Below are 12,588 nucleotides of genomic sequence, written 5' to 3'. Positions count from 1 at the left end.
AGATATAGATTGGGAATCAAGCATCAGACCATAGCTGGGTAGCTAGGTCCCTAAGTTTGAACTTCATTATCTTGCCACTTGCCGTCAACGGATATTCGTCGATGAAGTGCACGTACTTCGGTATCTTGTAAAAGGCGATCTGCCCCCGGCAATGGTCCCGCACGTCATCCGGGGTCATGGTGACCCCAGGTTTCAGTATAAGGAAGGCCGCCGGCTGCTCACCATATTTTTCACTGGGGACGCCGACCACCTGCACATCCTGCACCCCCGACATATGGTGGATGAAGTCCTCCACTTCCTTGGGGTAGATGTTCTCGCCACCTCGGATGATCATGTCCTTAAGGCGGCCAGTGACGGCGAAGTAACCTTCCGCGTCCTGTATGCCGATATCCCCCGAATGCAGCCATCCATCCTTGTCTATGGCCTTGGCGGTCTCCACGGGCATGTTATAGTACCCTTTCATGACGTTATGGCCCCGGCAGCACAGCTCACCGTGCTCCCCGACATGGCAGAACCGGCCGGTCTCCGGATCGATGATAGCCACTTCCACACCGGGATAATGCTGACCTACGGTGGAGCATTTTCTATCCAGGCTCGGCTCGTCAAAGCGCGTCTGGGTCATGCCTGGGCTGGTCTCGGTCAACCCGTAAACGTTGGTGACCTCGGTCATGTTCATGCGTTCCACGCATTCCTTCATGGTCTTGATGGGGCAGGGCGCCCCGGCCATGATGCCAGTGCGCAACGATGAGAAATCGAACTTATGGAATAGTTTGTGGTCCAGGATGGCAATGAACATGGTGGGTACGCCATACAACGCGGTGCACTTCTCACGCTCGATAGACATCATGACATTGATGGGATCGTACCTCTCCAGGATGACCATGGTGGCACCGTGGTTCAGACAGGCCATGACCGCCAATACGCAGCCGAAGCAGTGGAACAGCGGTACCGGAACGCAGACCCGGTCCTTCGGGGTGAAGTTCTGATTGGCCCCGGTCCAGTAACCGTTGTTGGTGATGTTGAAATGGGTGAGCATCACCCCTTTGGGGAAGCCAGTGGTACCGGAGGTGTACTGCATGTTGACCACGTCGTACGGCGACAGCTCTCCCTGACGCTGGCGATATTCCTCATCACTGACCTGGACGTTCAAGGCTAACAGCTCGTTCCAGGAATACATGCCGCGATGTTTCTCCGGACCCAGGAAGAAAACCCTCTTCAATTGAGGATAGTTATCAGAATGAAGACCATCGCGAGGCTGGTCCTTCAGTTCCGGGATCAGCTCGTAGAGGGTTTGGACATAGTCAGTGTCCCGATAGCCGTCGATGATGAAGATGTTCTCGCAGTCCGATTGCTTCAACAGGTAATCGATCTCAGCGTTGCGATAGTTGATGTTGATGGTGAGCAGGATCGCTCCGATCTTGGCGGTGGCGAACTGCAGCGTCACCCAATGAGGCACGTTGGTCGCCCATATCGCCACCTTTTCGCCCTTCTTCACGCCCAATGCCATCAGGCCTTTGGCGGTCTTATCCACAGTGTCCCGGAACTCCCGCCAGGTCAGTCGATAATCGCGGTCGACATAGACCACCGCGTCCTGATCCGGCACCTTCTCGGTTATTTCGTCCAAAAGCTGGCCGATGGTGGCCTCCCGGGTGATATCCTCTCTTGCCATCCATTCACCTCAGAAGGGGGTGTAGATCACCGCGTAAATCTCGGCGTTCGCGTCGTTCGCTGCGCCTAGATGATGCGGCACGATCGAATTGTAGTACATGGAATCGCCAGCCTTCAGTGTGAACGTGGTCTTACCGTAGATGAGCTCCACCTCACCTTTCACCACGATGATCAGTTCCTCCCCCTCATGGGAGGAGGTGTTCTTCTCGCCGTTCGGTTGGATGACGATGAAGAGGGGCTCCATATGCCTGTCCGTCTTGCCTTTTCCCAGGGGGTAGTAATGATACTGACCTCCCGCTCCTCCATTGTGAGCGGCGGTCTCTTCTATACGGTCGGTGGCACGTACGATGACCGGGTCTTCCCTCACCTGGTCGTCCATGAAGGTTCCCAGCCGCTGACCTAACGCTCGGGATATCTTCACCATTACGCCTAGCGGGGGATAGACCTCTCCATCCTCCACCTTTCGAATCAAGGCCGCGTCCACTCCTGCGTTCTTGGCTAGGTCGTCAATGGTCATTCCCAATCGCTCGCGGAATGTGTGAACACGTGTCCCGATCTTCTCAGAAGAGGGCATTTCGTAATCCTCCAAATCATGGCCAGTCCTCAACGAGGCTCGGCAATGTCTCTACCTAAACTGCCGACCGTTTATGAAACTTACCGTCAACCGATCCCATGGCTCCAAATAAAATGAAAAATGAGCAGAGTGCCGAAACACTCGCTCAGAAATTGTTCTTCGCCCATTCGAAGGCGGTCCGATACACCAAGCGGTTCCTCTCGACGAGCTTCGGTTTGGCCGCGAAGCTGGCGTCCAAAGCGGCTAGGACTTCCTCTTCTGGTAGTCCGTGCAGACCCATCGCTGTCAACGCACCCAAGAGTGCGGTGTTGGCCGCCTTGGGCGTTCCGCTCTCGACGGCTATCTTCGATGCCGGGAAGGCCAGAACACGTACACCATCCCTAGGTTCTGGACGAGGAAGTGAGGCCTCATATATCATCACACCACCCGGTCTGACGGTGTTGTAGTACTTCTCCAGTGCTGGCTGGCTCATGACCACCAACACCTCTGGATCGTCCACCGTGGGAGATCCTACTTCGTGGCCACTTACAACGACCGAACAAGATGCATAACCGCCCCGCTGCTCCGGTCCATAACTTGGTAGCCAGGATACAAAGCGTCCCGCCAGACCGGCAGCCTCTGCGATGACCAGTCCAAGCGAGAGCACGCCTTGACCTCCGAACCCGGAGAACTTGAAGCTCTTCTCTTTAAAGGCGGGATCGACCTCGGCGGCTTTTCCCTCATGTTCCTCACCGAACAATTGGGAAAGGGTCAGTTGCGGTATCTGGTTGGGTATGGGTGCGTCCTCGGCCGTGCGGTCCCTGAGACATCCTAGAGGGAATACCTTCTCCATACTCTCGGTGACGAACTCGGCGGAAGTCACCGGGTCCATGCGCCAATTGGTTGGACAGGGAGAAAGGAACTCCACGAAGGCGTATCCCTTGCCGTCCCTTTGGATCTCCAATGCCTTTCTCACGGCCTTCTTGGCCTGCATTATCCTTTTAGTGTCGGCGACCGAGACCCTCTCTATATAGACCGGGGCATGCAGCTGGTCCAGCACCTCGCACACTTTTAGTGGATAACCTTCCTTGGCCGCGTCGCGCCCGAACGGGGTGGTCGTGGTCTTCTGACCGATCATGGTCGTAGGGGCCATCTGCCCTCCGGTCATGGCATAGATAGAATTGTTGATGAAGAAGCAGGCGAAATGTTCACCGCGGTTCGCTGCCTGGAATGCGTTGTTGAAACCTATCGCTCCAAGGTCCCCGTCCCCCTGATAGGAGATTACCACGCTGTCGGGTAGAGCCCTGGAGACACCGGTGGCGATGGCCGAAGCACGCCCGTGCGGACCGGCCACGTTGCCGCAGTCGAAATAGTAATAGCAGAAGGCGGCGCATCCGACCGGCGATACGAACACGGTGCGGTCCTGAATGCCAAGGTCGGCCATGGCCTCGGCTATGAGCTTGTGGATGATCCCATGTCCACAGCCAGGGCAATAGTGCGTCGCTCTTGTCCCTTTTTCCCTCCGATCGAACGTTTCATTGAAACCAGTGGCGCGCTTGATCATTGCCCTCCCTCCCTCAGCATCTTCTTGGCCCTCTCCACCACGTCCTCCACCTTCATCATGTTGCCTCCCATGCGGTTGATGAGGTCCACTTGGCAAGAGATCTTTCTATCCAGATGGAGCAATAGGTCGTCTCGATACTGACCGTTGCTCAGCTCCACGACCAAAATCTTTCCGGTGATGGCCGCTTTCTTCAATTGTTCGATCGGGAACGGGAACAGGGTTATGGGCCTTAGCAATCCGGCCTTGATGCCCCCGTCCCTAAGCCGGTCCACCGCCGAACGGGCGATGCGGGCGCTGGTACCGTAGCCGGTGAGCACTATCTCCGCATCTTCCAGAAGGTAGGACTCGGCCAGAGCCTCTACCTGCATGGCGTCGTACTTCTCCTGAAGCGCCCAGTTGTGCCTTTCCTGCAGTTCGTTGTCCAGGTATATGGAGGTGATCAGATTGCAGCGGCTTTCATGATCCCCATGCACTGCCCATCCATCCGTCATGGGTTTTACCTTTACTTCTTCAGGGAATGTGAGGAACTCCATCATCTGTCCCAGCACCGCGTCCGCCAGAACGATGGCCGGGTTGCGGTATTTGAACGAAAGCTCGAAGGCCTTCATGGTCAGATCGCACATCTCCTGTACCGAGGCGGGCGCCAGGACCAGGCTGTGATAATTGCCATGGCCGCCGCCCTTGACCGCCTGATTGTAATCCCCCTGCTCTGGGCCGATGTTGCCCAATCCAGGTCCTACCCTCATAACGTTGACCACTACCGCTGGTAGCTGTGCTCCGGCGAGGTATGACATGCCTTCCTGCATCAAGGATATTCCCGGTCCGGAGGAGGCGGTCATGCTTAACTTACCGGCCGCGGCCGCACCGAATATCATGTTGATCGCCCCGGTCTCACATTCCGCCTGCAGATGCTCCCTTCCTAATTGTGGGAAGTATTCAGCCACCGCGTGTGCTATGTCGCTCGCAGGGGTGATAGGATATCCGAAGTACATCTCGCATCCGGCGTACACTGCTCCAATGGCCACCGCCTCATTTCCCTTGACGAACTTTCTCATGGGATCACTCCTCCCCCTTGTCGCGAACCTCAATGGCATAGGGTTCCGGGCAATTGTAGAAGCATATGGCGCAGCCAGTGCAGCCCTGACCGGAGTACTGGACCGGGTAAAATCCCCTGCGATTCATTTTGGTCGATCTGACCAGAACCTTCTTAGGGCAAGCACTGAGGCAGCGTCCACACCCTTTGCATTCGTCCTCATCGATGATCGGTCGGGGGAGATCATTCTCGGCGTCGCTCATCGTTAATCTGGAATGAAAGACGGTACTTAATATTATTCAACGAGACACGTTCCGATCACGGTTCATATAATGATCTATCGATGGATCCCTTTCAATGGGATCATTTTAGCATGTCCTCTGGAAACCTCGTTGAAATGTGATTTAAAGGGTTTTAGCGGGTTTGGCCCGGAGCGATGACAACGGCTCCATAGCCTCGTATGGGTAGCGGGCCATGTGTTTCATCCAAACTCCCGTTCACCTCCAGGAGTTCCGTGGAGACCGTCAGTTCGCCGTTCTGGACGAGATCAGAGACCGAAAAGTAGACCACCAGGTCATTCCAGCCATCACGGTCGACGTCCTTGCATGTGAATTTGAACCGATCGTTCTTCTGGGTGGCGACACCGGCGTTCCCGATCCGGAGTGACGCAACGTCGATCCAGATGCCATCGGCGTCCTCGTTCCCGTAGATGATCACCCTCAACAGCCCACCGCTCTTGATGCTCATCTTGTCATTTCCGTCGCTCGACCTGACGTCGATCCGAACATCGATGGCGTAGGGCCTTCCGGCCAACGCGAACCATCCGAGCTCTGTCACGTTGGCCCAAACGTAACCTGAATATCGGATTCCGAATATCTCCTGGTCTGTGGTGTTCACCCCGGTCGTGTTAGATCCGAGCCCTGAGCCGATCCTTTCCCATCGACCATCGTCGCTGGAGAACGACCAGAGGCGAATGGACTGCTCATCGATGTCCAAAAGATCATCGGTGTCCCCGTCCCCGTTCATGTCCAGCTCCTCGTCTGTGTAATATATGCGTACCAACGCCCCTTCCAGGGTCGTGTTCGGGTCATCGAGGCTGAGCTCGACGTTCACGAACTTGTCCAGGTCCATCCATCCCGGTGCGATTCCCGTGCTTGGTCCGATGGTAGATGGAGCCTCAGTCGCGTTCACCTTGGTGACCCCGACCTCAAAGGTGTCCATGGACCCGAGCTTCGCCCAGATGAAGGTGTCTGTGAGGTGCATGCTATCGATCAAATCGAGCTTGAAGCATGCTCGGGGATTGTGATATTGGACCATATAGCCCTTTTCGCTGACGGTCATGCTCATGCTCTTGAGAACCCCGACCGCCCTGATGGCATCAGTATCATAGGTCATGGAGAACATGACCACGGTCTGGGTAGCGTTCCAGACCCCGTACCTCACCGCCATCCTATCGATCGGTGATGATGTCATGCTGTCCAAAACGTTCCCCGAATCGGAAAGCAACTGGGAGATGAGCCCTCCGGCCGTACCCGCTCCATTCGCCGGATCGCCAACCAGCACGATGTATTTGGCCTCGTAATGCTCGTCTATCAACTCCTGGGCTGTGACAACCGTGACGTTGACCCGGCTCGTCAGTTCGTTGAAGAACGTGTCGTTGAATTGGGCCGAATCGATCACCAGCATCACATCCTGGTCCAGGAACAACAGGTTGTCCGTATCCAGACCATCAGGGACACCATCCCCGTCCGAGTCCTGGCTACGGGGGTTCAGGCCGGTCTCAAGTTCGAAGGAATCGTTCAGTCCGTCCCCGTCGGTGTCGTTCGAGAGGGGGTTCAGATAGGTCGCCACCTCGAAGCCATCGCTGAGGTTGTCATCGTCCGTATCTCCATTCAGGGGGTCGGTCTCGTAAAGGGACTCGTAACCATCGCTGATCCCGTCGCCATCCGAATCGTCAGCGTTCAATCCCGTCCCGGTCTCGAACTCGGTGCCGTCGAACATGAAGTCATCGTCCGAGTCAGGATCCATCAGGTCCGAACCGGCCAAGGCCTCCTGCAGGTCCCCCAGTCCATCCTGGTCTGTATCGTTCTTCCTCGGGTCGGACCCCAGATCGAACTCCGCCAGGTCGTTGAGACCGTCCCCATCGGGATCAGGATGCAAGGGGTCGCTACCGAACTTTACCTCCTTTCCGTCACTCAGTCCGTCCCCGTCGGAATCCCAATGACAGGGGTCCGTGCCCATGGCGATCTCAATTGCGTCCTTTAGGTTGTCCCTGTCCGTGTCCACCGAACGGGGGTCGCTGCCGACGTCGAATTCCTGGGGATCAGGTAATCCATCCTTGTCGGTATCAGTGGAGAAAGCGTCGCTGCTCACCCATGTGGTCTCACCGACCGATCCTGGACCATGCTCCGTGGTCACGGTGGTCTCCCAGCCCGTCTCCTCGGAGACGTCATTGAGCCCGTCCCCGTCAGAATCGAGGACCTCTGGCGGAATTGGGCCTATCCAGGTTGTGTTGTGCCAGAACTTTTGTATATAACCGCTATCACCTTCGCCGATGTAGATGGAATTGTCTTCGTCCAGCGCAATGCCCCTGGCCGCGTTCAACTGGGGATATTCGCCCTCATAGCCGAAAGAGAACATCCAATTGCCTGTATTGGTGAACTTCTGCACCAGGGCGTTGCCCAAGATGTAAGGGGTATAGGAGTCCGTCACCAATACGTTCCCGTCCTCGTCCACGATGATGTCCTTGGGGTCGGCGAACTGTCCCGGCATGTTCCCGTACCCGCCCCATTCACGCAATTTCACTCCGTTCTGATCGAACACCTGGATAAGTGTGCTGTTTATCACATACAGTAGACCATCGTGACCGATGTGGAATTTTGTGTAGTAGTCATACCAGCGATCGATGCTCATGTTCCCCACTATGATGTCGGCCACGTATGTGCCGTTCGTCTGATACTTGCGAACCAGACCGGGCTGTGTGTCGGAATATGCATGATCGTCCATAGATACGAAGATCTGACCGCTCTCGTCCAGAGCTATGCCCTCGAGGACGTAGAGGGAGGAATCGCCGGAAAGGAAGGGGTCGATCTCAAGAAGCAGACCTCCCGACCTGTTCATGACCAGTACCTCGCGGTTGCCGCAGATGTACAGGTTGTCGTCGGGTCCGATGGCGAGGTCCTTCACCACTCCGAGGATGGGGGTATCGAAGACATCGACCAAGGTCCCGTTGGGATGATACACGTGGACCGAGGTGTCCTCGTAACCGCTGCTATACACCATTCCCTCCGAATCTATGGCGAGGCAGCGGGTGTCCCCCCAATCGCCCTCGATCAGACCATACCCGAAGCTCATGGAGTATTCCAGGCTGGTCTGGTAGTAACCTCTCAGTTCGTCCTTCACCCCGTCACCATCGGTGTCGTCCGACACGGGGTTGAGAAGGCTGTGATACTCCTCCAGATCGGTGATGCCGTCCCCATCACCGTCCATGGTGCAGGGGTTGCTACGAACGTGCCAGTAGAACATCGTCCCCTGGTAGGTGAAATTGACCACCCAACCGGAGTGCTCCATGATGTCCGTGAGCCCGTCCCGGTCCGAGTCGTATGACCAGGGGTCGGAACCCCAGATGTGCTCCTCGCGGTCGTTCACCCCATCCTTGTCGGAATCGGCAAGTGCCGGGTCCGTTCCGATCTGGATCTCATATTCATCCCCCAGACCGTCCTGATCGGTGTCCCAGGACCAAGCGCTGGTCCCGTTCTCCTCCTCGTTCTTCAATCCGTCCCCGTCGCGATCGTTTGATTCAATGCTCTTCCAGAGTGCGAACTCGTCCACGCTGCCGGGCATGACATCGAAGTACAGGGTGGTCCATCCTTTACTCTGGGAGTCAGAATAGGACTCCCGATCGCACCACCAGCCGAAGAACCACCAGCAATCGTCGTAGTAGACATTGTAATCGGCGCGAAGGCCCACCGCCACAGGGAAGTTGACCATTCCTACCCCGGGCTGAACCCAGGCCTCGGTCTCGTACAAAGTGGATTTGGAGTTCGAGGTCTGGCTGGTCTCCAGGACCGTGTAGTTCCCACCGGTGGCGGACCAGCTGTACCAGGGCACGCTCATCGTCTGTTGGGGTATGATGTAACTATCACGGACATCGCTTTCGCTTCCATCGGAAGTGATGGTGACGTTTCCGTAATGCCAGCTCTTGAACCAGATGCGATCGCCAGCATCGATCCCGTTCCCATCTAGGTCAATGAGCCCCGTATCGGACCCTATGGTATCCAAGTTGACCTCGCTGCGTATGTTGGTATCGGTGAAAACATCGATCAGCCATTTCAGGAATTCCTGCCCCCAGGTGGAACCGAAGAGCAGCAGGCCTATCACGTCCACAATCGCTATCAGCCCGGCGATTATGGCCCCCACGGGCCCCAAGCTCGCTATGCCTATCAGTATCAGGGTATAGGCAAGGGTGAAAATTGCCGTGGTGACCGCGATTCCGGTCCCCACCGCCGTCCAGCCCATCTCGAAGCCTATAGAGAAAAGGGCGTATAGGGAGATGACCACGGCGATGACGATCCCTATGACATTCAAGGTCGTACTGACCCGGCTCATGAAGGAGCCCGCGCCCTGCACGGAGTTCCTGACGGAGGTAAAAGCTTGCTTGAACAGCTTCCAGGTACTTTCCAACCCGGTCTTTACCATGTTCCCCACGGCCACGAAGGCCTCGGAAAAGGCGTAGGCCGTGGTAATTATCTCCACCTGGAACATGAGAAGGTCGATGGCCCCCAGCCCAAAGCTCAGTATGGTGTCCACCGTTTCGCTTATGAACTCCCCTTCCGGAAAGTTGAATTCCATTGGTACTGAGTTGACATGGGTCACCGTGACCTCTCCAACGCACCAGCTCGCCATGAGGCCGGTCAGGCTTGCTAGTTCTTCGGTGGTCAAACCCCAGGATCCCATGGTCTGTACGATCTCATGGAGGTCCAGCGGTTGTTCGTCGTCATCCTCATACCAGCTGGTCTTGAGAAGGCGCGAGGTCACCAGGTCCACATTATCAAGGTTCATCACCAACGTACCGTTGATGTCCGTGGCCATCGCCACATCCGACATCTCGATGCATCTGGAACGATCGATGAAAGCGGTGATGTAGAACGCTAGGCCGACTCCGCTGGCGTTCTCTCTGGCCATCGGCATCATCAAAGTGGTAATGGCCCTTACAGCCTCATCGCTGGTTGCAAAGCCGGCGGTCTGCATGCGGTAGATGAGGTCATGATCGTCGAGAATGTCGTCGATGTCCGGAATGTCGTTCTCCGGGTCGCGCAGGAACTCATATGCCATGATCAGATTGGCCGCCACCATGTTCTGTTCATCATCCCCATACACCAAGGCGACATCGGTCCCGTGGTTCTCCTCGGCCGACAGGCCGGTCAGGATGAAGTCTTCATAATAGTAGGCCAAGGTCACGGTGTGCTTCCTGAACCCCAGGTCCTCCTTGATGAACTCGTCCATCCCTTCGCCCTCGTTGCCATCGGCCCTGATGTTACCATCCCAGTCCGCAGCCAGATCGTTGCCGTTGAAGGCGGTCAATCTGACGCTCCCGCCCTCCGAATAGATCCTGGTGAAGACCGTGCTCTCCTCGATGGTACCAGATGAGAAATCGACAGACCCGTTGTCATCGACGTTGAGATAGAGGCCATTGGAACCGACGATGGCCACCTTCCCGCCCCCCAGCTCCGTCCATTCAAGGGTCTCGTTGTCCGATACCTCTCCGTAGGAGATGGTCGCCTTGCCTTCCGGATCCAATGCCAGATGCCCCCCATCGATCCATTCCAGGGACGCGATGGGCACGTCCGTCTTCCCGTTGACCTTCCAGATCAGTTCGGCCGTTAGGTCCAGGGTCTGAGGGGACCCCAGGGAGGGGACGTACATACGGGCCTTCAAGGCCACTACGTTCCCCATCTCCCACACCGGGAACAATGGCACGTATATGCTTCCCTCCTCAACGACCATCCCATATTCGAGTATGTCCTCCTGGGGCGGAAGGATCGAGCTATCCACCTTGAGCATCGGGGCTATGGTGATGTCCTCGGTCGATTTGTCCAGGTCCTTCATGGTCCCCGCGCGGTCATTGGGCCAATCCCAGGTCTGGAACAGGAGCTTCATGTGGTCAGGGTCGGCGGTCCTGAGTTGAAATGTTACGAAAAGGGGATCGCCGCTATAGCTGATCTCGACCTGGGTCTCGCTGATCAAGGACGTTGAAGCGAAGGGGGACAGGTCGATATAGTCCACAACACCGTCCCCGTCGTTGTCCCAGTCCCATGCATTGGGCTGTCCATCCCCGTCAAGATCGATGGGTACGCCCATGACCTCCTTGTAATCTGGAAACTTGTCATTGTTCGAATCAGGCGATTCGGGGTCCATGCTCAACAATATCTCTTCGTAATCGTTCAGGCCGTCAAAATCGGAATCATCGTTAAAAGGGTCCGTACCTATGACCCATTCGACCGAATCTGGCATCCCGTCCGCGTCGGAATGGTTGGTGTCGGACGTCACCCGCATCAGCTCTTCTACGAGGACGGTGAGGTCCTGATATGCCGTCTCCACTACCGAACCGTCTCCAACGCCATCTTCCGTTCCGACCATGGAATTTGCGTCCAATGTCATCGGTTGGAACGCCAGAAGCAGGAAGAGCCCCCCAACTATCAGTGCCATGCCCCCTTTCAACACAGATATTCACCTCGTTTCACGTAGGTGCTGAGAAAAAGGAACCAAGTGGATCATCTTCGCCGGTAGGCCCGAGCCCTACTGCTCAGCTAGATCGATCTTACAATCGTTTCCTACGCTTTAGTATACATATTGACCGCAGGTCACCTTAAAACTTACCGTTTTATTTAAAAAGGAAGGATTTTACAACATGGGTCCATATTTCACAGGCTACCGTAGGTACGTACATGCTCCCAAGACCTGAAAAGTGCCGGGTCCTTTTCGGGGTCACCGTACAGGCCGAGGTCCTTCCTACCGTAAAGCTTACGATCTTCCCCAACGGGGCACACTTTGATGCATATGCCGCAGGGGGATCGGTACTTCTTCTTAAGGCTGATGCTTCTACGAGTGCATCGGCCTTTGTTAATTGAGATCTGTGGGTATTCCACTCCGCCTATGGCTTGAACCGGACAGGCCTTGATGCAACGCTTGCAGCGGATGCAGAGCTGCTTGTCCATCGGTTTCCCGGCGGGTATCTCGGCAGTGGTGAACACTGAGACGAACCGCACTCTCGGCCCGCACTCTTTGGTCAGCAGCATGTTATTGAGCCCGAACGTTCCCAGTCCAGCGAGGTAGGCGGCGTGGCGGTGGGAGAAGAAGGCGTAGGGATTGTCAAGCAGCAGCTCCACAGACCCATACCCATCGCGTGGGACGTAGGCGGAGGCATGTCCCTTTTTGTTCAGGAACTCGGAAAGCTGATAAGCCCGTTCATCCAGCTGGGCATTGATGTTCTTGTATAGCTCCTGATACCAGATGGATGGTGAGGTCTCCAGGATCGGCAGCGTCACCGGCAGGCCGAGAACGATCACCGTGCGGCAGCCGGGAAATATCGCCTTGGGTCGAAAGGCCTCCGGTGGCCAGGGTTCGAACGGAGGCTGCTCCCAAGCGTCGGCGGATGCAAAACCGATGATGTCCACACCCATGTCCCGACATTTGGCCATAACCCGGCTCTTAAGGTCCCCGGTCATGAACTAATAATTGCCCCATGGGTAGAAATAATTGCCCCCAGAC

General features: G+C 56.1%; 7 protein-coding genes. All 7 read right to left on the bottom strand.

From position 1 onward, the window contains the following. Positions 1-16: 16 nt before the first annotated feature. A complete protein-coding gene (locus tag VMW85_07035) occupies positions 17-1,669 on the bottom strand; it encodes an AMP-binding protein (protein HUT27780.1) in 1,653 nt (550 codons plus the stop codon). Between the two features lie 9 nt (positions 1,670-1,678). Next, complete coding sequence (locus VMW85_07030) at positions 1,679-2,242, bottom strand: cupin domain-containing protein (protein HUT27779.1); 564 nt, start codon at positions 2,240-2,242, stop codon at positions 1,679-1,681. 145 nt (positions 2,243-2,387) lie between these two features. Next, positions 2,388-3,785 (bottom strand): 2-oxoacid:acceptor oxidoreductase family protein, encoded by a 1,398-nt coding sequence (locus VMW85_07025; protein ID HUT27778.1) that lies wholly within the window; start codon positions 3,783-3,785, stop codon positions 2,388-2,390. Further along, the gene (vorB, locus tag VMW85_07020; GenBank protein ID HUT27777.1) at positions 3,782-4,840 is read right to left on the bottom strand and encodes a 3-methyl-2-oxobutanoate dehydrogenase subunit VorB; all 1,059 of its coding nucleotides are present in this window, start codon (positions 4,838-4,840) and stop codon (positions 3,782-3,784) included. The genes VMW85_07025 and vorB overlap by 4 nt, the downstream gene beginning before the upstream one ends. A gap of 4 nt (positions 4,841-4,844) precedes the next feature. Then, the gene (locus VMW85_07015) at positions 4,845-5,081 is read right to left on the bottom strand and encodes a 4Fe-4S dicluster domain-containing protein (protein ID HUT27776.1); all 237 of its coding nucleotides are present in this window, start codon (positions 5,079-5,081) and stop codon (positions 4,845-4,847) included. 151 nt (positions 5,082-5,232) lie between these two features. Continuing rightward, complete coding sequence (locus VMW85_07010; protein ID HUT27775.1) at positions 5,233-11,526, bottom strand: hypothetical protein; 6,294 nt, start codon at positions 11,524-11,526, stop codon at positions 5,233-5,235. Positions 11,527-11,741: 215 nt separating this feature from the next. Beyond that, entirely contained in the window at positions 11,742-12,545 is an 804-nt protein-coding gene (locus VMW85_07005) for a 4Fe-4S dicluster domain-containing protein (protein HUT27774.1), read from the bottom strand. Between the last annotated feature and the right edge of the window lie 43 nt (positions 12,546-12,588).

The organism is Methanomassiliicoccales archaeon (genome assembly GCA_035527755.1).
In the GTDB taxonomy this organism is placed as follows: domain Archaea; phylum Thermoplasmatota; class Thermoplasmata; order Methanomassiliicoccales; family UBA472; genus UBA472.
Note: the sequence above shows the minus strand (reverse complement) of the source record. Positions and strands in the feature narration are given on the sequence as shown.

Coding starts and splice junctions, on each gene's coding strand:
- VMW85_07035 (HUT27780.1), bottom strand. CDS start 1,669: ATGGCAAGAGAGGATATCACCCGGGAGGCCACCATCGGCCAGCTTTTG.
- VMW85_07030 (HUT27779.1), bottom strand. CDS start 2,242: ATGCCCTCTTCTGAGAAGATCGGGACACGTGTTCACACATTCCGCGAG.
- VMW85_07025 (HUT27778.1), bottom strand. CDS start 3,785: ATGATCAAGCGCGCCACTGGTTTCAATGAAACGTTCGATCGGAGGGAA.
- vorB (HUT27777.1), bottom strand. CDS start 4,840: ATGAGAAAGTTCGTCAAGGGAAATGAGGCGGTGGCCATTGGAGCAGTG.
- VMW85_07015 (HUT27776.1), bottom strand. CDS start 5,081: ATGAGCGACGCCGAGAATGATCTCCCCCGACCGATCATCGATGAGGAC.
- VMW85_07010 (HUT27775.1), bottom strand. CDS start 11,526: ATGGCACTGATAGTTGGGGGGCTCTTCCTGCTTCTGGCGTTCCAACCG.
- VMW85_07005 (HUT27774.1), bottom strand. CDS start 12,545: ATGACCGGGGACCTTAAGAGCCGGGTTATGGCCAAATGTCGGGACATG.